At 70.7% G+C, this 21745-nt stretch carries 18 protein-coding genes; 8 read left to right on the top strand and 10 right to left on the bottom strand.

The genetic code is table 11. The annotated features are described in order from the left end of the window. Window positions 1-149: 149 nt before the first annotated feature. The 4 genes from VIL76_RS15165 to otsB are packed head-to-tail and all read right to left on the bottom strand — an operon-like array spanning window position 150 to window position 5110. On the bottom strand, window positions 150-308 hold the full coding sequence (locus VIL76_RS15165) for a hypothetical protein (protein WP_332045868.1): 159 nt from the start codon (window positions 306-308) through the stop codon (window positions 150-152). Continuing rightward, window positions 305-2914, bottom strand: a complete 2610-nt coding sequence (ligD, locus tag VIL76_RS15170) for a DNA ligase D (RefSeq protein ID WP_414695445.1) — start codon at window positions 2912-2914, stop codon at window positions 305-307. Before ligD ends, VIL76_RS15165 begins: the two co-directional genes overlap by 4 nt. A gap of 49 nt (window positions 2915-2963) precedes the next feature. Further along, entirely contained in the window at window positions 2964-4364 is a 1401-nt protein-coding gene (locus tag VIL76_RS15175) for an alpha,alpha-trehalose-phosphate synthase (UDP-forming) (RefSeq protein ID WP_332045870.1), read from the bottom strand. Then, entirely contained in the window at window positions 4361-5110 is a 750-nt protein-coding gene (otsB, locus tag VIL76_RS15180; protein ID WP_332045871.1) for a trehalose-phosphatase, read from the bottom strand. The genes VIL76_RS15175 and otsB overlap by 4 nt, the downstream gene beginning before the upstream one ends. A gap of 154 nt (window positions 5111-5264) precedes the next feature. Here otsB and zwf point away from each other — a divergent pair, with 154 nt between their 5' ends. Continuing rightward, window positions 5265-6722, top strand: coding sequence for a glucose-6-phosphate dehydrogenase (gene zwf, locus VIL76_RS15185; protein ID WP_332045872.1), 1458 nt, complete (start codon window positions 5265-5267; stop codon window positions 6720-6722). Window positions 6723-6857: 135 nt separating this feature from the next. Here the strand turns inward: zwf and VIL76_RS15190 are convergent, their stop codons facing one another. After that, a complete protein-coding gene (locus VIL76_RS15190) occupies window positions 6858-7106 on the bottom strand; it encodes a hypothetical protein (protein WP_332045873.1) in 249 nt (82 codons plus the stop codon). A gap of 32 nt (window positions 7107-7138) precedes the next feature. After that, on the bottom strand, window positions 7139-9058 hold the full coding sequence (locus tag VIL76_RS15195) for a glycoside hydrolase family 15 protein (RefSeq protein ID WP_332045874.1): 1920 nt from the start codon (window positions 9056-9058) through the stop codon (window positions 7139-7141). Window positions 9059-9212: 154 nt separating this feature from the next. Here VIL76_RS15195 and pyk point away from each other — a divergent pair, with 154 nt between their 5' ends. After that, window positions 9213-10631, top strand: a complete 1419-nt coding sequence (gene pyk / locus VIL76_RS15200) for a pyruvate kinase (RefSeq protein ID WP_332045875.1) — start codon at window positions 9213-9215, stop codon at window positions 10629-10631. Here the strand turns inward: pyk and VIL76_RS15205 are convergent. Then, on the bottom strand, window positions 10628-12787 hold the full coding sequence (locus tag VIL76_RS15205; RefSeq protein WP_332045876.1) for an amylo-alpha-1,6-glucosidase: 2160 nt from the start codon (window positions 12785-12787) through the stop codon (window positions 10628-10630). The two genes, pyk and VIL76_RS15205, sit on opposite strands and share 4 nt — an antisense overlap. Further along, on the bottom strand, window positions 12784-13851 hold the full coding sequence (locus VIL76_RS15210; RefSeq protein WP_332045877.1) for a glycosyltransferase family 4 protein: 1068 nt from the start codon (window positions 13849-13851) through the stop codon (window positions 12784-12786). Before VIL76_RS15210 ends, VIL76_RS15205 begins: the two co-directional genes overlap by 4 nt. 155 nt (window positions 13852-14006) lie before the next feature. On the opposite strand from VIL76_RS15210, the gene pgl reads away from it, so the two are divergent. From pgl to VIL76_RS15235, 5 genes are read left to right on the top strand one after another with little or no spacing between them, the layout of a single operon-like run. Then, a complete protein-coding gene (pgl, locus tag VIL76_RS15215; RefSeq protein WP_332045878.1) occupies window positions 14007-14663 on the top strand; it encodes a 6-phosphogluconolactonase in 657 nt (218 codons plus the stop codon). Between the two features lie 9 nt (window positions 14664-14672). Beyond that, window positions 14673-16484, top strand: a complete 1812-nt coding sequence (edd, locus tag VIL76_RS15220; protein ID WP_332045879.1) for a phosphogluconate dehydratase — start codon at window positions 14673-14675, stop codon at window positions 16482-16484. Continuing rightward, window positions 16484-17455 (top strand): glucokinase, encoded by a 972-nt coding sequence (gene glk, locus VIL76_RS15225; RefSeq protein ID WP_332045880.1) that lies wholly within the window; start codon window positions 16484-16486, stop codon window positions 17453-17455. Before edd ends, glk begins: the two co-directional genes overlap by 1 nt. Continuing rightward, on the top strand, window positions 17452-18090 hold the full coding sequence (locus VIL76_RS15230; RefSeq protein ID WP_332045881.1) for a bifunctional 4-hydroxy-2-oxoglutarate aldolase/2-dehydro-3-deoxy-phosphogluconate aldolase: 639 nt from the start codon (window positions 17452-17454) through the stop codon (window positions 18088-18090). The genes glk and VIL76_RS15230 overlap by 4 nt, the downstream gene beginning before the upstream one ends. Window positions 18091-18092: 2 nt before the next feature. Beyond that, complete coding sequence (locus VIL76_RS15235) at window positions 18093-18353, top strand: hypothetical protein (protein ID WP_332045882.1); 261 nt, start codon at window positions 18093-18095, stop codon at window positions 18351-18353. A 147-nt stretch (window positions 18354-18500) separates the two neighbouring features. On the opposite strand, the gene VIL76_RS15240 is transcribed toward VIL76_RS15235, so the two are convergent. After that, on the bottom strand, window positions 18501-19277 hold the full coding sequence (locus VIL76_RS15240) for an enoyl-CoA hydratase/isomerase family protein (protein WP_332045883.1): 777 nt from the start codon (window positions 19275-19277) through the stop codon (window positions 18501-18503). After that, the gene (locus tag VIL76_RS15245) at window positions 19277-20443 is read right to left on the bottom strand and encodes an acyl-CoA dehydrogenase family protein (RefSeq protein ID WP_332045884.1); all 1167 of its coding nucleotides are present in this window, start codon (window positions 20441-20443) and stop codon (window positions 19277-19279) included. The genes VIL76_RS15240 and VIL76_RS15245 overlap by 1 nt, the downstream gene beginning before the upstream one ends. A gap of 74 nt (window positions 20444-20517) precedes the next feature. Between VIL76_RS15245 and VIL76_RS15250 the strand changes: the two genes are divergently transcribed. Continuing rightward, window positions 20518-21738, top strand: a complete 1221-nt coding sequence (locus VIL76_RS15250; protein WP_332045885.1) for a CoA transferase — start codon at window positions 20518-20520, stop codon at window positions 21736-21738. Window positions 21739-21745 lie beyond the last annotated feature (7 nt).

Here is a 21745-nt window from a genome sequence, read left to right on the forward strand (position 1 = left end):
GGCGGTGCGCCGGATGGCGGGTCAAGGGCCCTGTGCGAGCGGGCCGGCCGCCGGCCCTTGTGCCGGCATCCGGAGTCAGCCCAGCCGGGCCTCACCCCGGCCCTCTCCCGCAAGCGGGAGAGGGAGAGGGAGCGGGAGAGGGACAGGCCCTACGTCTTCTTCCCCATCACCATCCGCCCGATCAGCACCAGCAGGCAGACCACGAACGCCGCGCCGGCGAAGAACCGCAGCGCGTCCACCACGAACCCCACGATCGCCAGGCCGATCATGGCCACCAGCAGGATGCCGACCCACTTGCCCATGCTCATCGCCCCAGCTTCCGGATCGCGGGCTCCAGCGGCCGCTCGCTGTCGAAGTAGTCGGCCCAGGCCTTGGTCTTCTTCAAGAGCGCCGGCGCCGTGCGGATCGTCCAATTCTTCGGGTCGAGGCCCGGCTTCACCAGGTCCCAGGTGATCGGGAACGACACGGGCGCCAGCGGCCGCGCCCGCGGCGACAGCGGCGCCACCGCCGTGCTCATCCGGTCATTGCGCAGGTAGTCGAGGAAGATCCGGCCCACCCGCTTGGCCTTGGCCATGTTGACCACGTACTTCGCAGGCTCGCGCGCGGCGATCTCCAGGCAGACGTCCTGGGCGAACTTCTTGGCGATCTTCCAGTCGATCTGGCCCTTCCCGCCCTTCAGCGGGGTGACCACGTGCAGGCCCTTGCCGCCGGTGGTCTTGCAGAACGGCACGAGGCCCAGCTCCTCGAGCTTCGCCTTCACCGTCAGCGCCCCCTCGATCACCCGCTCGAACGGGATGTCCTCGTCCGGGTCGAGGTCGAAGATCAGCCGCCCCGGGACCTCGGGCGTGTAGGGCTGGTTGCCCCACGGGTGGTACTCGACGGCCCCGATCTGGGCCATGGCGGCCAGCGCCTCGATGCGGTCGAGCTGCAGGTACGGCTTGTGGTCGCCGAACACCTCGACCTCGGTGATCAGGGCCGAGGAGCCCTTGCCGGCGTGGCGCTGGAAGAACCGCTGGTCGCCATTGATGCCGTCCGGCGTGCGGATGATCGAGCACGGCCGGCCCTCGATGTGCCGCATCATCCAGGGGCCCACCGTCTCCAGGTAGCGGGCGAGCTCCAGCTTGGTGATCGGCTTGCCGGTCCCGTCGTCGGGCCACAGCGCCTTGTTGGGGTTGGAGATCACCACGCCCATCACCACGGCGTCGGACGAGGGCGCCTTCACGATGGAGGACTTCGCGGTCGCCTTCTTCGGCGTCGGCTCGGCGAGCTCGGAGTCCACCGGCATCGGCGTCTCGGCCTCCACCTCCTGCGCCGGCTTGTCCTCGCGCAGGCCCTTGAAGGCCCCCTGCCGGACCATGCCGCCGCCGGTGAAGCCCGCGAATTCAATCTCGGCCACCAGCTCGGGCCTGGCCCAGTTCAGGTTCGCTTCCTTCTTCGGCGCGTTAGGGCCGGTGAAGGGGCTCTTCTCGGCGGCGACCTTCTGCAGTCTGGGCAGCACCCGGGCGACCGTGTCGCGGCCGAAGCCGGTGCCGACCCGGCCGACGTAGACCAGCTTGTCGTCGCGGTAGACGCCCACCAGCAGCGAGCGCAGTTGGCCAGCCTCGCCGCTCCAGCCGCCGATCACCACCTCGTGCCCGGCGCGGCACTTGGCCTTCACCCAGTTCTCGCTGCGGCCGGAGCGGTAGGGCGCGTCGAGCCGCTTGGAGACGATGCCTTCCAGGCTCATCCGGCAGGCCGATTGAAGGACCGCGTCGCCCGCCGTCTCGAAATGGTCGACGTAGCGGATCCGCGGCCACACCTTCTTGCCCGCGTCGTCGAGCGCCGCCTTCAGCCGCGCCTTGCGCTCCCGCAAGGGCAGCTGGCGCAGGTCCTCGCCGTCCAGGAACATCACGTCGAAGGCGAAGTAGATCAGGTCCTTCGTCTTGCCGTCGGAGATGGCCGCCTGGAGCGCCGGGAAGTCCGGCGAGCCGTTGTGGTCGAGCGCGCAGGCCTCGCCGTCATAGATGCCGTCGGGCAGCTTGCCGGCGTCGAGCGCGATCTCCTTGAACTTGCCGCTCCAGTCGAGGCCCTTGCGGGTCTTCACGGTGGCCTTGCCCTTCTGCACCCGAAGCTGCAGCCGATAGCCATCGAACTTGATCTCGTGGCCCCAGCCGGCGCCCGGCGGCGGCCGGTCCACCGGCTTGGTCAGCTCCGGCGGCACGAAGCCGGGCAGGGCGGCGGCCTTCAGCTTCGGCGGCGGCGCCGCCTTCAGCGCCGCGGCGGCCCGCGGCTTCTCCTCCGTGGCCTGCTTCTCAGCGCGGTTGGACTGCCACACCGCCTTGGCCGAGGCCCGCGCCTTGCCGCCGGTCATGAACGGCTTGGGGCCCTTGCCCTTGCCCGCGGCGATCTCCTCCATGGTGCGGCCCGAGGCGATCGAGGTCAGCTCCGTCTCCACCGGCCCGGCCTCGTCCAACTCGTGGCCGTCATGGTGCTTGATGAGGAGCCAGTTCTCCTTCTTCTCGAAGTCGCGCTTCTTCATGCGCACGAGCACGAACGAGCCCTGCAGCCGCTCGCCGTCGAGGCGGAACTTGAAGTCGCCCTTCTTGAGCATGGCGTGGGCGTCGCCCTGCGGCTCCCAGTAGCCGCGGTCCCACAGCATCACCGTGCCGCCGCCGTACTGGCCCTTGGGGATGGTGCCTTCGAAGTCGCCGTAGTCGAGCGGGTGGTCCTCGGTCTGCACGGCCAGGCGCCGGTCGGCCGTATTGAGCGAAGGGCCCTTGGTCACCGCCCAGGACAGGAAGACGCCGTCCAGCTCCAGGCGGAAGTCGTAGTGCAGGCGCGTGGCCGCATGCTTCTGGATCACGAAGCGCAGGCGGTTCGAAGGCTTGGTCTTCTCCGCGCCCGCGGGCTCCGCGGTCTGCGAGAAGTCCCGCATCTGGCGGTAGCGGGTGAGCTTCTTGTCGGCCTCGGCCAAGGACCCTCCGTCAGCTGGCCAGCGCGGTCCGCCTCGGCTCCACGCCGGCGAGCTCGTTGACGAAGGCGTCCCGCCAGGCGGTGACGTCCTCGCGCTGGACGTTGTCGTAGAGAGCGCGCCAGCGCCGGATTCGCTCCGGCTTGTCCATGGTCAGCGCCCGCTTGAGGGCGTCGGCCATCTCCTCCGGGCTGTTCGGATTGACCAGCAGCGCTTCCTTCAGCTGCCGGGCCGCGCCGGCGAAGCGGGAGAGCACCAGCACGCCGGGATCGTCCGGGTTCTGGGCGGCCACGAACTCCTTGGCGACCAGGTTCATGCCGTCGCGCAGCGGCGTCACCAGGCCCACGCGGGCCGCGCCATAGATCCCGGCCAGCTCGTCGCGGCGGTAGTTCTTGTTCACATAGCGGAACGGCTGCCAGTCCACGTCGGCGAACTCGCCGTTGATCCGGCCCGACAGCGCGTCCAGCCGCCCGCGGATCTCCTGGTAGGCCTCGACGCCCTCGCGGCTGACAGGTGCGATCTGCAGCATCAGGACTTCGCGCCTGAGGTCCGGATTGTCGGCCAGCAGCCGCTCGAAGCCGATGAACCGCTCCTCCAGCCCTTTGGAATAGTCCAGCCGGTCGACGCCCACGATCAGGCTGCGGAAGACGGTGCAGGCGGTCATGATGTCCCGCATCCGGCTGGCCCGGGCGCTCTTCATCATGCGGGCGAAGTCGGCGGCGTCGATGCCGATCGGGAAGTGGCCCACCTTCACGGTGCGGCCGAAGCACTTCAGGCAGCCGTTGGGCATCTGGACGCCCTCGGCCTCGGTGAGCACATATTCCTCGAAGGCCTGCTGGTACTCGTGGGTGTGGAAGCCCACCAGGTCGTAGTCGAACATCGCCTGCACCAGCTTGCGGTGCCCCGGCAGGGTCGTGAAGATCTGGTAGGCCGGCCACGGCACGTGCAGGAAGAAGCCGATCCGGTTCTTCACGCCCAGCTTCCTGAGCTCCCGCCCCAGCGGGATCAGGTGGTAGTCGTGGATCCAGATCAGGTCGTCCTTCTCGATGAGCGGACGAAGCGTCTCGGCGAACCGCTTGTTGACCCGCTCGTAGCCCTCGCCATAGGCGCGGTCGTAGGCCGTCAGGTCGGTGCGGTAGTGCAGCAGCGGCCAGAGCGTCTTGTTGGCGTAGCCGTTGTAGTACTCGTCGTAGTCGTCCTCGGCGATGTCGATGGTGGCCGTGGTGACCCCGTCGATCTTCATCATCTGCAGCTGGCCGGTGAAGTCCGGCGTGGTCTTGCCGCTCCAGCCGAACCACAGGCCCGAGTACTCGCGCAGGGCCGCGGCCAGGGCCATGGCCAGCCCGCCGACGGTCTCCTCGCCCTTCGAGTTGGGCGGGCTCACGCGGTTGGAGACGACGATCAGCCTCGTCATAGGGAGGCCTCTAGCCAGGAGAGCACCTCTTCCACCCCCGCGAGCCGGAAGCGGGCGTGGGTCTCGCGCGGCGGCCCCACCAGGACGCCGTAGCCGCCGGCGGCATGCACGGCCTCGAAGCCGTGCTCGTCGGTGGCGTCGTCGCCGATGAACACCGGCGTGCAGCCGGCGAACGGCTTCTTGTCGAGGAAGCTCTGGACGCTGTCGCCCTTCGTCGGACCTGGCGTGCGCAGCTCCTCGACCATGTCGCCGCTCTGCAGGGTGAGCCCGGTCTCCTCGGCGATCTCGCAGGCGAGCAGCCGCGCGGGGTGGGCGTGGGGCCGGGCCAGGCGGTAGTGCAGGGCCACCGACAGGCCCTTCTCCTCGACGATCAGCCCGGAATCGCGGGCGGCGAACTCCTCGAACCGCTCGAAGGCGTAGGGCAGGGCGGGGTGCGGCTGGGCCTCCTGCACCACGCCGTCGGGCGAGCGCCGGACCAGGCCGTGCACGGCCGCCACCGAGGTCACGCGGCCTTCCAGGATGCGGTCGACGTCGGCCAGGGTGCGCCCGCTGACCACCGCCAGCCGGCCCTTCATCACCTCGTTCAGGCGCTGGACGAGGCTGGTGCGGCGGGGATCGGGGCGCACATCCTGCGGACGCGCGGCGATCGGCGCCAGCGTGCCGTCCAGGTCAAGGAACAGCGCCGCCTCGCCAAGCTGCAAAGGCCTAGGGGCCGGCAGTCCTATGGTGAGATCCTCGAAGGCCATCAACGCCCCGCCCAACTAGCCACACAACGCACAAGCGTGGCGGGTGATCCAAGCTTTGCCATGGCAATGTAGCTCAACGCCTGGAGAGGCCTTGACGTTGCATCCGCCGCTGTCCCTATGCGCCCGGGACCTGAGCCGCGGGGGAGCGCTACCTATGGCGGAGACGCCGCAAGCCGATGTGATCGTCCTCTTCGGCGGCGCCGGCGACCTCGCGCGGCGCATGCTGCTCCCCTCGCTCTACTTCCTCTCCGCCGACGGGTTCCTGCCCGAGGGCTTCCGGGTCGTGGCCACCGCCAGGACCGAGATGAGCCGCGACGTCTTCCTGGAGCAGGTCCACGCCGACCTCGCCGCGCGCTCGGAGGCCCTCGACGAAAACGCCTGGAAGGCCTTCGCGGCCCGCGTCGACTATGTGGCGGCCGACGCCACCACGCCCGAAGGCGTCGCGGCGCTGAAGCCTCACCTGGAGTCAGCCAAGGCGCCGATCTTCTACCTCGCCCTGTCGCCAAGCCTGTATGGCCGCGTCTGCGTGGCCTTGGCCTCGGCCGGCCTCGCCACCGACGAGAGCCGCATCGTGCTGGAGAAGCCGATCGGCCGTGACCTGGAGAGCTCGCGCCTGATCAACGTGGCGGTGGGCGCCGTCTTCGAGGAGAGCCGGATCTTCCGGATCGACCACTACCTGGGCAAGGAGACCGTCCAGAACCTCATCGCGCTTCGCTTCGCCAATACCCTCTTCGAGCCGCTCTGGAACAACCTCACCGTCGACCACGTGCAGATCACCGTCGCGGAGACCGAAGGGGTCGGCGACCGCTGGCCCTACTATGACGAGTACGGGGCGCTCAGGGACATGCTGCAGAACCACATGCTGCAGCTGCTGTGCCTGGTGGCCATGGAGCCGCCCAGCGACATGCACCCGGAGTCGTTGCGCAACGAGAAGGTGAAGGTGCTGCGCTCGCTGCGCTGCTTCACCCGCGTGGACGCGCAGGCCGCCTCGATCCGCGGCCAATACACCGGCGGCGTCGTCGGCGGGAAGCAGGCCTCCGGCTACGAGCAGGAGCGGGGCCAGCCCACCGGCACGGAGACCTTCGTGGCGCTCAGGGCCGACATCGACAATTGGCGCTGGGCCGGCGTGCCGTTCTTCCTGCGCACCGGCAAGCGGCTGCCCGAGCGCCGCACCCAGATCGTCATCCAGTTCAAGCCGGTGCCGCACTCGATCTTCGACGGCGAGGCGCGCCACGACCTGCAGGCCAACCGCCTGGTCATCGACCTGCAGCCGGACGAGGACATCGAGCTCACGCTCATGAACAAGACGCCCGGGCTCACCCGCGGCGGCATGCGGCTGCAGTCCCTGCCGCTGTCGCTGTCCTTGCTCAAGGCCGCGCCCGGGCAGCGCCGGCGGATCGCCTACGAGCCCCTGCTGCTCGACGTCATCGACGGCCACGGCGCCCTGTTCGTCCGTCGCGACGAGGTGGAGGAGGCCTGGCGCTGGGTCGACGGCGTCGCCGAGGCCTGGGCCCAGGCGGGGCTCACGCCCAAGCCTTACGCCGCCGGCTCCTGGGGCCCCTCCGGCGCCTTCGCGCTCATTGAGCGCGCCGGCCGGGCCTGGCTCGACTGAGCTTTATTTTGGCGCAGCTGCGCCGCTGCGCTACAATGAGAGAGGATGTTTCTCATTGTATGTCAGGGACTTAGCGCTCTTCGAGAGTTGTCGCGCTGAGTCGTGCAACTAGGCCTGCCGCGGCGTGTAACAGGCCTAGCCGGTGTTGCCTGCGCTCGCGAGCGGCGTCCGCTCGCCCCAGCGCTCCGGCTCCTGGCCGAGCGCCATCCGGATCGTGGCGATCTCCGGCGCGGTCTCCAGCATCTCGACGATCTCGTAGAAGGCTTCCTTCTCGTCGAGGCTGTCGCCCTTCTTCGCCAGGTGGTCGGCGATCCTGTCCTCGATGCGGCTGATCAGGGCGTCGGCCGCCTCGAGCGCTTGCTTCGGGTCGTGGTGCGTTTCCATGCCCAAACGACTCCCGGGCGCGGCGAAGGTTCCTACCGCGCGCTCGTCCAGGGCTTGGACAGCAGGGTCGCGCAGTTGATCAGCCCGACCAGGGAATAGGTCTGCGGGTAGTTGCCCCACAGCTCCCCGTCGCCCGAGAACGAGATGTCCTCCGACAGCAGGCCCGCGGCGGTGCGCCGCCCCAGCATCTCCTCGAACAGGTCCCGCGCCTCGGCCGTGCGGCCGGACAGGTGCAGGGCCTCGATCAGCCAGAAGGTGCAGAAGTTGAAGGCCGTCTTCGGCTCGCCGAAGTCGTCGGGGATCGCGTAGCGCAGCATGAACGGCCCGCGCCGGAGCCCCTCCTCCACGGCCGCCATGGTGGCCTTCATCCGCGGATCGTCCGGGGAGGTGAAGCGCACGTCGATGAGCTGCAGCAGGCTGGCGTCAAGCTCGTCGCCGCCGAAGGTCGCGGCATAGCGCCCGAGCTCCTCGTTCCAGGCCCGCGTCTCGATGGTGTGGCGCACCTGCGCCGCGCGGTGGTTCCAGAACTCGGCGCGGTCGGTGAGCCCCAGCTTGGCGGCGGCGTTGCCGAGCCGGTCGCAGGCCGCCCAGCACATCACCGAGGAATAGGTGTGCACCGCCTCGCGGCCGCGGAACTCCCAGAGGCTGGCGTCCGGCTTGTCGTGCAGCTCGTAGGCCCGCTCTCCCACCGCCTCCAGCGCCCGGAAGTCGTCCTCGTTGGCCATCCGGAACAGCCGCTCGTCGAAGAACGCCTGCACCGTCGACAGGATGATCTGGCCATAGACGTCGTGCTGCAGGTGCTCGTGGGCCTGGTTGCCGACCCGGACCGGCCCCATGCCGCGGTAGCCCGGGAGGTGCGGCGCGATCCACTCGGTGAGCACCGGCTCCAGCCCCACGCCATAGACCGGCTGCACGTGGCCGGCCTTGGACCGGTCCGCGACGACCGCGGGACCCAGCCCGGGCAGCGCCGGTTGGTCGCCCGTCTGGGCGCCCACGAACTGCAGGCCTGCGCCATAGACCGGCTGCATGTTCCCGCGGCAGGCCTGGTCCACCAGGTTGCGCAGGTAGGAGAGGTAGTTCTCCAGCATGTCCGCCGCGCCCAGCCGGTTCAGCGCCTGGACCACGTAGTAGGCGTCGCGCAGCCAGCAGTAGCGGTAGTCCCAGTTGCGCGCCTTGCCGCTGTCGTCGGCGTGCTCCGGGATCGAGGTGGTCAGCGCCGCCACGATCGCCCCGGTCTCCTCGTAGGCGCAGAGCTTCAGGGTGATCGCCGCGCGGATCACCGCCGACTGCCACTCCAGCGGCACGGCCAGCGTCCGCACCCACGCCTTCCAGTAGTCGGTGGTCTCCCGCAGCATCTGCGCGCAGCGGGTGGAGACGTCGGCGTCGAACCCCTCGTCGGGGCCCAGGAACATGCTGATCGGCTCCTCCAGCCGGAAGGTGCGCTCCTCGACGATGTGGCTCACCGGCGCGTCCGTGGTCAGCCGCAGGGTCTCGGCGCCCACATAGCGGATGTGGTTCGAGCCGAAGGTGATCGCCGCCGGGTGCTCGCCGTAGTTCGCGGTCGGCCGCAGCCGCACGCGGATCCTGGGCACGCCCCTGAGCGGCCGGATCAGCCGCACGAACGCCAGCGGCCGGTAGGTCCGCCCGTGCTGCCGGTAGCGCGGGCAGAAGTCGATGATCTCCAGCGCCCCGCCGGCCGCGTCGGTGATCTCGGTGCGCAGGATCGGCGTGTTGCGGATGTAGGCCTGCTCCACCCCGGCGCAGTCCTCGACCTGCACGTCCCACAGCCCTTGGGCGATCTCGTCGTTGGGGTCGCGGCCGTGCAGCAGGGCGGAGAAGAACGGGTCGCCGTCCACCCTGGGCACGCAGGCCCACACGAAGCGCCCCGCCCGGTCGACCAGCGCGCTGGCGGTGCAGTTGCCGATCGGGAACAGGTCGACCGTCTGGTTCAATCCGCGGTTTCCCCGTGCTTCGAACATCGTCAGCTGATCGCCCCTCGCCGTGCCCGTGGAGCTAAACGTCCCTTTGGCAGGCTTGGCTCCACGGTCAAGCCTGCGTCGGCTCTTCGACCCTTGCGTCGGAACGCGCACCCTGTAGACGAACGCCATGATCCGAGCCCGCCGCGCCCGCATCGTCGCCACCCTCGGCCCCGCCACCCGAGAGGCGGCGAAGATCCGGGAGCTCGCCACCGTAGGCGCCGACGTCTTCCGGGTGAACTTCAGCCATGGCGCCCATGCCGACCACGCCCGCACGATCCTGGCGGTGCGGCAGGCCGAGCAGGCCCTGGGCCGGCCGCTGGCGGTGCTGGCCGACCTGCAGGGCCCCAAGCTGCGCCTGGGCGAGTTCGCCGACGGGGTGATCCGGCTGAAGGCCGGCCAGGACCTGCGCCTCGATCTGAAGTCCGCGCCCGGCGACGCCAGCCGCATCGGCGTGCCGCACCCGGAGGTGTTCGCCGCCCTGCGCTCCGGCGCCCTGGTCCTGCTGGACGACGGCAAGGTCCGCCTGCGGGTCGTCAAGCACGGGCCCGACTTCGCCGACACGGTGGTGGAGGCCGGCGAGCAGCTCTCCGATCACAAGGGCCTGAACCTGCCGGGCCTCGCCATCCCGATCCCGGCGCTCACGGACAAGGACCGCGCGGACCTCAACTTCGCGCTCAGCCAGGGCGTCGACTGGGTGGCGCTCTCCTTCGTCCAGCGCGCCGCCGACATGGCCGAGCTGCGCCGCATCGTGAACGGCCGCGCCGGCGTGCTGGCCAAGATCGAGAAGCCGGCGGCGCTCGACGTCCTGGACGAGATCCTCGACCTCTCCGAGGCGATCATGGTGGCGCGCGGCGACCTCGGCGTGGAGCTGAACCCCGAGGACGTGCCGGTCGTCCAGAAGCAGCTGATCCGCGCCGCCCGCCTGCGCGGCATCCCGGTGATCGTGGCCACCCAGATGCTGGAGAGCATGACCAGCTCGCCCACCCCCACCCGGGCGGAGGCCTCCGACGTGGCCGGCGCGGTCTACGAGGGCGCCGACGCCCTGATGCTGTCGGCCGAAAGCGCCGTCGGCGACTACCCCATCGAGGCGGTCTCGATCATGGACCGCATCATCACCCGGGTGGAGCGCGACCCCCGCTGGCCGGAGCTGATGCGCGCCGAGTACCCCGTCGAGGACGCCGACGCCGACGCCCTGGTGGCCGCCGCCCGCCGCGCGGCGGAAGCCGCGTCCACCGCCTGCCTGGCCGCCTTTACCACCACCGGCCAGACGGCCCTGCGGCTGGCCCGCGAGCGGCCGCTGCAGCCGACTCTGGCGCTGACGCCCAACCTGTCGACGGCGCGCCGGCTGGCGCTTTCCTGGGGCGTCGAACCGCGCGTGGTGCCCGAGCTGTTCGATCCGGAGGACCTGGCCCGTGTCGCTGTCGAGCAGGCCGTCGAGACCGGCCTCGCCCCGCCCGGCCAGCGCGTCCTAATCCTCGCCGGCCTGCCCATGGGCTCGCCCGGCGCCGCCAACATCCTGCGCCTGGCCCACACGCCCAGGCGCTAGCGCTCGGGATAGGACGCCCGCACCTTCACCTGGCGGTTGTCGGTGCGCACCACAACCCGCTTCTTGTGCTGGCTGAAGTCGAGGGTGATCTTCCGCTCGCCCACCTGCAGCCCGTCGATGCGGAAGTGGTCGATGCCGATGGGCAGGTGCGGGTCGCGGATCTCCACCTCGCCGGCCAGCCCGTCGACGCGGATCCCCAGGCAAGCCTGCAGCATCATGAACACGCTGCCCGCGGCCCACGCCTGCGGCAGGCAGGCGACGGGGTAGGGGACCGGCGGCTCGCCCGGCACCCGGGGGAAGCCGCAGAACAGCTCCGGCAGGCGCATCTCCATCTGCACCGCGGCCTCGAACAGGCCGGAGGTCAGCCGCGCCACTCCCTCGCGCTCGCCGTAGCGCGACAGGCCCATGGCGCAGAGCGCGGTGTCGTGCGGCCAGACCGAGCCGTTGTGGTAGCTCATGGGATTGTAGCGGGCCTGGCCCGTCGCCAGGGTCCGCACGCCCCAGCCGGAGGCGAACGCCGGCGACAGCAGCGTCTCGGCCACACGCGCGGCCCGCTCCGGCGACGGCAGGCCGGTGAACAGCAGGTGGCCCGGGTTCGACGCCCGCACCCGGCAGAGCTCGCCCGCGCCGTCCAGCGCGATGCCGTAGAACCCCTGGTCCTCCATCCAGAACAGCCGCTCGACGACCTCGCGGATCTTCTCCGCCCGGAACGCCCAGGCCTCGGCGGCGGCCTTGTCGCCGCGGGCTTCGGCGAAGCGCGCCATGGTCTGGAAGCAGGCGTAGGCGTAGCCCTGCACCTCGACGAGCGCGATCGGCCCCTTCGGGAAGCGGCCGTCGGCGTGGAAGACGGAATCGCCGGAGTCCTTCCAGCCCTGGTTCGAGAGGCCGCTCTCCGCCCCCCTCGCATAGTCCAGCAGGCCGTGCGGATTGGCGTCGCAGGCCCGCGCCACCCAGTTCGCCGCCCGCTCCAGCGCCGGCCGCAAGGTCTCCATCAGCGCCTTGTCGCCCGTCCGCTCCAGGTAGGCGCCGGCCAGCCCCACGAACAGCGGCGTGGTGTCGACCCCGCCGTAGTAGCGGCCGAAGGGCACCTCGCCGAGCGCGCTCATCTCGCCGCGGCGGGTCTCGTGCATGATCTTGCCAGGCTGGCTGTCGCGGAACGCCGAGGCCACCTCCGCCTGATGTGTCGCCAGGTAGGTCAGCACCCCCTTCGCCAGGCTGGGGTCGAACCAGAGGATCTGCCAGGCGGTGATGATCCCGTCGCGCCCGAAGGCCGTCGAGAACCACGGGATGCCGGCATAGGGGTAGGGCCCGGTGTCCATCGGGGTGGTCAGCAGCGCCAGGTCCGCCCGGGACTTCTCGATCCAGTCGTTGAACAGTCGCCCGCCGCTGCGCAGGCGCGCGCCGCGCCGGCTGCGCGCCCGCATGGCGAACCTGGCCCGCGCCATGGCGCCGCGGTACCGCTCGCGCGTCGGCGGGACGGCCGCCTGGGCCGCGATCTCCATGTGCAGCTCGATGCGTCCCTCGCCGGGCAGGGCGTACATGAACTCCGCCCGGTGCGCGCCCAGGCGGGCCGGCGGGTCGGAGAAGGCGATCACGCTGGTGCGCTCCACCCCGTCCAGTCCCTCGTAGCGGAACCGCACGCTGCGCTCGCCCACCTCCGGCTCGTGGCGCCGGCCGCGCCTCGGCCGCTTGGCGCCGCGCACCTCGAACATGTCGCGGAAGTCGGCGTCGAACTCGAACACCAGCGGCAGGATCACCACGGCATGGCTGTAGTTGACGATGGTCAGCCGCTCGTAGAGCCGCTCCTCCCACAGGAACCGGGACCGCTCGATGTGCAGCACCCCGGGCGGTCCCGCCGGCCCGCCGGGCGCCGGCATGGCCTTGTTCAGGCCGTGGAAGGTGAAGACCACGTTGTCCTGGGTGATCGCGCCGGCCAGCAGCGTCGGCGGCCGCGGTCCCAGAAGCATCCGCCAGTGCGACAGGATGCGGGTGTCGTCGTGGAACAGCCCGTCGCCCGCGCCGCACACGTCGCCGTAGCTGTCGGCCACCATGAAGGTGTCGCGGTCCTTGAGCGGGAAGAGCCGCTGCGGCGTCCGCGGCTCTTCGATCTCTCCCCACTCGAGCGGCGCCTCGAGGTCCGGCGCGATGTCGTTCACGCCTCCGCCGCCTCCGGCAGCGCCCACTGGGCCCGCACCGGCGTGGTGAGCCGGGTGTAGAGGTCGAGGTAGCGCCTGGCCATCGCGGTGGACGAGAACCGCTCCTCGAAGCGCCGGCGGACCGCCGCCCGGTCGAGCACCCTGGCCCGCTCCACGGCCTGGGCGGCTTCCTCGTCATTGCTGACGATGAAGCCGGTCAGCCCGTTCTCCACCACCTCGCGCACCGAGCCGCAGTCGTAGGCGATCACCGGCGTGCCGCAGGCCATCGCCTCGATCATCACCAGGCCGAACGGCTCGGGCCAGTCGATCGGGAACAGCAGGGCGTCGGCCCCGCCCAGGAAGTCCGACTTCGCGTCGTCGCCGATCTCGCCCACGTACTCCACCAGCGGGTGGTGCATCAGCGGCTCGATCTTCTCGTCGAAATAGGCGCGGTCGGCATTGTCGACCTTGGCGGCGATCTTCAGCGGTTGCCCGGCCGCGATGGCCAGCGCGATCGCCCGGTCGGGCCGCTTCTCCGGCGAGATGCGGCCCAGGAAGGCAAGATATCCGTGGCCCTGCGGGCTGAACCTGTAGAGGTCCGTCGAGACCCCATGGTGCACGGTGGCCATCCAGTTGGCGGCCGCCAGCGGCCGCCGCTGGCTCGTGGAGATGGAGACCAGCGGATAGTAGCTCCAGCGCCGGTAGACCTCCGGCAGGTCCTTCAGGTCCAGCCGCCCGTGCAGGGTGGTGATCGTGCGCTCCGCCACGTCCTCGAAGAACGGGAAGTGGATCATGTCGGTGTGGAAGTGGATCACGTCGAATTCGTGAGCCCGCCGGCGCACCTCGGCCAGCTGGGTCATGTGCGCGGCCAGGTCGGACTTCAGCGGCGCGGGATCCAGCCGTATCGCCTGGTCCCTGACCGCCGCGAGCCTGGCCTTCGTCTGCGCTTCCGCCGTGGCGAACAGGGTCACGTCGTGGCCAAGATCGACGAGGGCGTCGCTCAGATGCGCGACCACCCGTTCGGTGCCGCCGTAGAACCGCGGGGGCACAGCCTCGTAAAGAGGCGAGACCTGAGCAATCTTCATATGGGCAACCCACCACCAAGCCCGCCGCTTATCCCTGCGGCGTGGAGGGCCCCCGACCGGACGCTCAAATAACGTGGCCATTGTTCCGCTTGCGGTCAACGCCAAGCTTGCGTCCCACGTATCCGTGATCGGCTTGAGGCGTTAGAAGCCCCGCAATGATCGAAACCTATCCGTCCGCGGACGCCCTGGCCGACGCCGCCGCCCACGGGGTGGAGGCCTGGCTGGCCCAGGGCCTGCGCACCCGTGGCCGGGCCTCGCTGGTGGCGACCGGCGGCCGCTCGCCGGGCCCGGTCTACGACCGGCTGCGCGCCGCCAGGGTCGACTGGGCCCGGGTGATCGTCACCCTCTCCGACGAGCGCTGCGTCGACGAGGCCTCGCCCGACTCCAACCTGCGGCAGGTGCGCGAGCGCCTGCTGGTCGGCGAGGCCGCCAAGGCCCACGTCCTGCCGCTCTGGCCGGCCGCGCACGAGGCGGCGCTCGAGGCCCTGCTGCCCTTCGACGCCGTGCTGCTCGGCATGGGCGAGGACGGCCACGTCGCCTCCCTGATTCCGGGCAGCGCCGCCCTCGACGAGGGCATGGATCCGGCCACGCCGAAGCTGGTCCTGCCGGTGGAGGCGGGTCTGGGCTCCCCGCCGCTGCCCCGCGTCACCCTCACCCTCGCCGCCCTGCTGAATTCCCGGGCCATCTTCCTCTTGATCGCAGGGGACGCTAAGCGGCAGGTGGTCGCGCGCGCCCAGGCGGGAGAGGACCTGCCGGTGCGCGCCGTACTCGCCCATGAGCGCCTGCGCGTGCTCTGGGCGCCGAGCCACTGAGGTAAGCGGATGCATCCCGTCACGGCCGAGGTCACAGAGCGCATCGTCGAGCGCAGCCGCGAGAGCCGGGCCGACTACCTGGCGCGGATGGACGCGGCCCGTCACGCCGGGCCCGGCCGGGCCAAGCTCTCCTGCGCCAACTTCGCCCACGCCTTCGCCGCCGTGGGCGAGGGCGACAAGCAGCGGATGCGCGACCCCACCGCCCCCAACCTGGCGATCGTCTCCAGCTACAACGACATGCTCAGCGCCCACCAGCCGCTGGAGCGGTTCCCCGCCATCATCAAGCACGCGGCGCGCGAGGTCGGGGCCACGGCCCAGTTCGCCGGCGGCGTGCCGGCCATGTGCGACGGCGTCACCCAGGGCCGGCCCGGCATGGAGCTGTCGCTGTTCAGCCGCGACGTGATCGCCATGTCGACGGCGGTGGCGCTGACCCACGACGCCTTCGACGCCGCGCTGATGCTGGGCATCTGCGACAAGATCGTGCCGGGCCTGACGATCGGCGCCCTGGCGTTCGGCCACCTGCCGGTGATCTTCGTCCCCGGCGGGCCGATGACCAGCGGCATCTCCAACGCCGAGAAGGCCCGCACCCGCGCGCTCTACGCCGAGGGCAAGGCCACCCGCGAGGAGCTGCTGGACTCCGAGATGAAGTCCTACCACGGGCCCGGCACCTGCACCTTCTACGGCACCGCCAACTCCAACCAGATGATGATGGAGATGACGGGCCTGCACCTGCCCAACTCCGCCTTCATCCAGCCCAACACGCCGCTGCGTGACGCCTTGGTGGCCGCGGCCGCTCGGCGCGCGGTGGAGATCCGCGACGGGACCAACGACTACATCCCCATGTCGGCCGTGTTCGACGAGAAGAGCGTGGTCAACGCCCTGGCCGGCCTGCTGGCCACCGGCGGCTCGACCAACCACACCCTGCACCTGGTGGCCATGGCGCGGGCGGCCGGCATCGTCATCACCTGGGAGGACTTCGACGACCTGTCCCGCATCACGCCCCTGATCGCTCGGGTCTACCCGAACGGCAGCGAGGACGTGAACGCCTTCCACGCCGCCGGCGGCATGGCCTTCGTGGTCCGCCAGCTGCTCGACGCCGGTTTGGCCCACGAGGACGTCATGACCGTCGCCGGCCCGGGCCTGCGCCGCTACATGGCCGAGCCCTTCCTGGATGGCACCGACCTGGTCTGGCGCGAGGGGACGGCCGCCTCCCTCGACCGGGACCTGCTGCGTCCGGTGGACGATCCCTTCCAGTCGGAGGGCGGCCTTCGCCTGCTGTCAGGTCCGCTGGGCCGCGCCGTCATCAAGACCTCGGCCGTGAAGCCCGAGCACCTCGTCGTCGAAGCGCCGGCTGTGGTCTTCGACGACCAGGACGAGCTCATCGCCGCCCACCGGCGCGGAGAGCTGAACCGCGATTTCGTCGCCGTCGTCCGCTTCCAGGGCCCGAAGGCCAACGGCATGCCGGAGCTGCACAACATGACGCCGGCCCTGGGCGTCCAGCTCGACAAGGGCTTCAAGGTCGCCCTGGTCACCGACGGGCGGATGTCCGGCGCCAGCGGCAAGGTGCCGGCGGCGATCCACGTGACGCCGGAGGCGGTGGACGGCGGCGCGCTGGCCTATGTCCGCGACGGCGACGTGATCCGGCTGGACGCCGTGGCGGGCAAGCTGGAGATCAAGGTGGACGAACGGGAGCTCAGGAGCCGCGAGCCGGCGCGTGTCACCCAGGCGGGCTTCGGCTACGGCCGCGAGCTGTTCGGCTGGATGCGCCGCGCCGCCGGTCCCGCCGACGCCGGCGCCTGCACCCTCTTCGAGGCCGCCTGATGGGGCGGATCCAGTACACCGGCCTGGTCGGCGACGTGGGCGGCACCAACGCCCGCTTCGCCGTGGTCGACCAGCAGGGTCATGTCCGCAACCCGCGCATCTTCCCGGCCAGCGAGTACGACAGCCTCGCCGACGTGATCGCCGAGTACGTGGAAACCACCTGCGGCCGCTCGCGCCCGACGCGGGCGGTGATCGCGGTCGCCGGGCCCGTCGTCGACGGGGAGATCGAGTTCACCAACCTGGACTGGCAGATCTCGGAGGGCGACCTGCTGGCCCATTTCGAGTTCGAGGCGGTGAAGCTGATCAACGACTTCGCCGCCCAGGCCCTCGCGGCCCCGCGCCTGCATCCGGAAGAGCTCAAGGCCATCGGACCCAAGATCCGCGGCGGCTCGGACTGTCCGCTGGTGGTGCTGGGCGCGGGCACCGGCTTCGGCGTGGCCGGCCTGGCCCGCGGCGACCGCGGCGACGTCGCCGTGGCCACGGAGGGCGGGCACGTCGGCTTCGCGCCGACGGACGAGGTCGAAGACCAGATCCTGGCCCACTTCCGCAAGGTGTTCGGCCGGGTCTCGGTGGAGCGCATCCTCTCCGGCGCCGGCATCTTCGAGCTCTACAAAGCGCTCGCCGCCATCGAGGGCCAGCGCCTGACCGCTGCCGACCAGAAGGGGGTGGTCGAGGCCGCCAACCAGAAGGACCCGCTCGCCGAGGCGGCCCTGGAGCGGTTCTGCGCCATCATGGGCTCGGTCGCGGGCGACATCGCCCTGACCTTCGGCGCCCGCGGCGGGGTCTATGTCTCGGGCGGGATCGGCCCGAAGATCGCCGACCGCCTCGCCGCCTCGTCCTTCCGCGCCCGCTTCGAGGACAAGGGCCGGCTCACCGGCTACATGCAGCAGATCCCCACCTCGCTCGTCCTGCACCCCTACCCGGCGATCATCGGGGCCGCGCGCGAGCTGGAGCAGATGGAGCGGCTATGACCCTCGACGACATCCTCACCCGGGCGCCCGTTGTCCCGGTGCTCATCGTCGAGGACGTCGCCCACGCCGTGCCGCTCGGCCGCGCCCTGGTGGCCGGGGGGCTGACGGCGCTGGAGATCACCATGCGCACTCCGGTGGCGCTCGAGTGCATCAAGCGTATGTCGGCCGAGGTGGAGGGCGCCGTCGTCGGCGCCGGCACGGCCCTGAACCGCGCGATGCGCCAGGCCGCCGCCGACGCCGGCGCGAAGTTTGTCGTCAGCCCGGGCCTGATCGACGGCGAAGGTCCCGATGGGCCCGCACCCCTGCTGCCGGGGATCGCCACGGCCAGCGAGCTGATGCGCGGGATCGCGGCCGGCTTCACCCGCTTCAAGCTGTTCCCGGCCAATGTCGTGGGCGGCGTGGAAGCGCTGAAGGCCTTCTCCAGCCCCTTCCCGCAGGCCAGGTTCTGCCCCACCGGCGGGGTGAGCGCGAAGAACGCCGCCGACTACCTCGCCCTGCCCAACGTGCTTTGCGTCGGCGGCAGCTGGGTGGCGCCTAGGGACGCGGTGCAGGCGGGCGACTGGGGACGCATCACCGCCCTGGCGCGGGAGGCCTGCGCCCTGGCCCAGCGGGCGCCGTCGCCGGTCGAGGGCTGACCATGTCTGACAAGTCCAACGAACAGCTGCGCTGGCTGGTGACCGCCCGCGCCCGGCCGGGCGATCCAGGCTCGGCCACCGTCGCCGTGCTGGCGCGCAACGCCATGGTCCCGGAGCTCAGCTTCGACATGATGGTCGACTGGCACCCGGGCGCCGAAGCCCCGGACGTGGAGGGCCGCGCGCTCGTGATCCTCGCCCTGCTCTTCAAGGAGCTGGCGGAAGAGTGCGAACGCGCCGCCGGCGCCAGGTTCGCCGAAGGCTGATTTCCCTCCCCTGACGGGGAGGGACCGGCCGCGCAGCGGCCAGGGTGAGGGAGTCTGGGGACAGAACTCCCACGCCTGGGCTTGATCCGCACCTCCTCACCCGGCTCGCCTAAAGGCGAGCTGTCCCTCCCCAGGAGGGGAGGGAAACTAGCGCCCCACGAAGTTCCCGGGCCGGCGCTCGGAGACCGACTTCACGCCTTCCTTGTAGTCCTCGGTCGCGCGCAGCCAGCCCTGCTCCTTGGCCTCGATGTCAGTCTGGGCGCGGACGGCGGCGGCCAGGTCGCCGCGCAGGGTCTTGCGGGTGGAGACCAGCGCCAGCGGCGCGTTCTCGGCGATCTCCCTGGCCAGCCGCAGGGCCGCGGGGCGCAGCTCCTCGAGCGGCACGACCTCGTCCACCAGGCCCCAGGGCAGCCCCTCCTCCGCCTTCACCCGCCGCGCGGTGAGGAACATCAGCTGGGCCCGCGAATGGCCGATCAGCCGTGGCAGGGTGTGGGTCAGGCCGAAGCCCGGGTGGAAGCCCAGCTTCACGAAGTTGGCGGCGAAGCGCGCCTCCGGCGAGGCGACCCGGAAGTCCGCCATCACCGCCAGCCCGAGCCCGGCGCCCACCGCCGCGCCCTGCACGGCCGCGACGATCGGCTTCTGGGCCGAGAACAGCCTGACCGCCTGGTCGTAGAGCGGGTTGACCGCGCCTAGGCCGCCGGCGTCCTCGCGCGCCACCAGGTCGGCCCCGGCGCAGAAGTTCTTCCCCTCCGCCTGCAGCACGGTGCAGCGCAGCTCTACCTCGGCGTCGATCGCGTCGAAGGCGTCGGCCAGGTCGCGCATGAAGTCGACGGTGACGTGGTTGTGCGGCGGCCGGTCGATGGTCACCACCGCGACGTTGCCGTCCTTCGCGACCCGCACGTGGTCGCCGAACTGGTCCTGCATTATTTCCTCGTCCCCAGAAGGTTGCGCGCCACCACCCACTTATGGATCTCGGTGGCGCCGTCGTAGATGCGCATGGTCCGCAGCTTGGCGGCCATCAGCTGCAGCGGCAGCTCCTTGGTCATGCCCATGGCGCCGAAGGCCTGCATGGCGCGGTCCACCGTCTCCCAGGCCATTTCGGTGGCGAACCACTTGATCATGCTGATCTCGTTGCGCACGTCGCGGCCCTGGTCGAGCTTCCAGGCGCAGTCGTAGGTCATCAGCCGCGCCGCGTGGATCTTGGTCGCTGCCTCGGACACCCAGAACTGCACCGCCTGCCGCTCGGAAAGCGGGACCCCGAAGGTCTTCCGCTGCGGGGCGTACTCGATGACCATCTCCAGCGCCCTTTGCGCCATGCCGATGGACCATGCCGCCATCTGGATGCGCCGGGTGCCGAGCCGCGTCTGCATGGGCGCAAAGCCCGCGCCTTCCTGGCCGAGCAGCTTCCAGCCCTCGACCCGGCAGTCCTCCAGCGCGATCTCGTAGGTGTAGGCCCCGCCGATCATCGGGATGCGCCGCAGCACGTTGAAGCCCGGCGTGCCCTTGTCCACCAGAAAGGCCGAGATACCGCCGCGCGCCCGCTTCTCGCTGTCCGTCACCGCCATCAGGATGGTGAAGTCCGCGTGATCGGCCCGCGAAATCCAGATCTTCCGGCCGTTGATCACCCAGTCGTCGCCGTCGCGCACCGCCCGCGTGGTCATGGCCGCCGGGTCCGAGCCGGCCCCCGGCTCGGAGATCCCGATCGCCGAGACCGTCTCGCCGGCCACGTAGGGCGCCAGGTAGGCGACGCGCTGCTGCTCGTTCACCGTCTGCATCAGCATGCGCAGGTTCGGGCTGTCCGGCGGCAGGGTGTAGGGCGTCATGCAGCGCCCGATCTCCTCCTCGACGCCCACCATGGCCATCATGGGAAGGTCGGAGCCGCCCACGTCCTCGGGCGCGTCCAGCCCGAACAGCCCCAGCTCGCGGGCCTTGGCGTCCAGCCGGGCGTGCTCTCCCGGCTCCAGGGCCAGGCCCTTGCCCTCGGCCTCGCGGGCCAGGACGCCGGCTTCCAGCGGCATCAGCTCGTCGCGCACGAACCGCGCCACGAGGTCCTTCAGCATCCGGTGCTCTTCAGAGAGCTCGAAGTCCACTGGCTTCCCCCCAACCGCTTCTGGCCTTATTGCCCCCAATCATAACCGGCAAACCGGGGCAGGGGAGAGCGCACGTGGCGGAAGTGAAGGCGTTGGCGACGAAGGCGACCGGGCCGCTGGCCGGAGTCCGCATCCTGGACCTCACCAGCGTGGTCAACGGCGCCTATGGGACCCAGATCCTCGCCGACCAGGGCGCCGACGTGATCAAGCTGGAGGATCCGGGCTCGGGGCGCGGCGACGGCGGCGACATCATGCGCTGGGCCGGCCACCCGCCGGAGGGCTCGCCCAAGGGCATGGGCCCGATCTTCCTGACCATCAACCGCAACAAGCGCTCCATCGTCCTGGACCTGAAGCAGGAGAGCGCGCGGCGCGCCGTGCGCCGGCTGATCAAGTGGGCCGACGTCTTCGCCGCCTCCGTCCGCTACGACGGGCTGAAGCGCCTGGGCCTGGGCTACGAGGACGTGGCCGCCATCAAGCCCGATATCGTCTATGTGCACGCCGCCGGCTACGGCTCGGACGGCCCCTACGCCGGCCAGCCCGCCTACGACGACCTGATCCAGTCGGCCTCCGGCTGCGCCGACGTCCTGCCGCGCACCGACGGCAACCCCACCCCGCGTATCCTGCCGACCCTGGTGGCCGACAAGGTCTCGGGCCTGTTCATGAGCCAGGCGATCACGGCCGCGCTGTTCCACCGCCAGCGGACCGGGGAGGGCCAGTTCGTCGAGGTGCCGATGCTGGAGTGCGTGACCAGCTTCCTGATGGTCGAGCACCTCTACGACCAGACCTACCAGCCGCCGACCGGCCAGTACGGCTACGTCCGCGTAGTGAACCCCAACCGCAAGCCGTTCCGCACCAAGGACGGCTGGATCGGCCTGCTGCCCTACACCGACAAGCAGTGGGACCAGTTCTTCGAGGTGGCCGGCTACGGCGACACCATCGCCAAGGACCCGCGCTTCTCCGACTACTTCACTCGCATGAAGCACATCAGCGAGCTCTACGGCCTGGTGGAGGAGGCGGCCGCCACCAAGACCACCCAGGAGTGGCTCGACCTGCTCAAGCCGCTGTCCATCCCCGTGGTGAAGACCAACCGGCTGGACGACCTGCCCGACGACCCGCACCTGAAGGCCGTCGACTTCTTCCAGACTTACGAGCATCCGCAGATCGGCGCCTACCGCGCCATGCGCCCGCCGGTGAAGTTCTCGAAGACGCCCGCCAACATCCGGATGCACCCGCCTACGCTGGGCGAGCACACCGATGATATCCTCGCCGAGATCGGCGCCGACGAGGAGGCCTGAGGACCGG

Source organism: Phenylobacterium sp., from assembly GCF_036563285.1.
Taxonomy (GTDB): domain Bacteria; phylum Pseudomonadota; class Alphaproteobacteria; order Caulobacterales; family Caulobacteraceae; genus Phenylobacterium.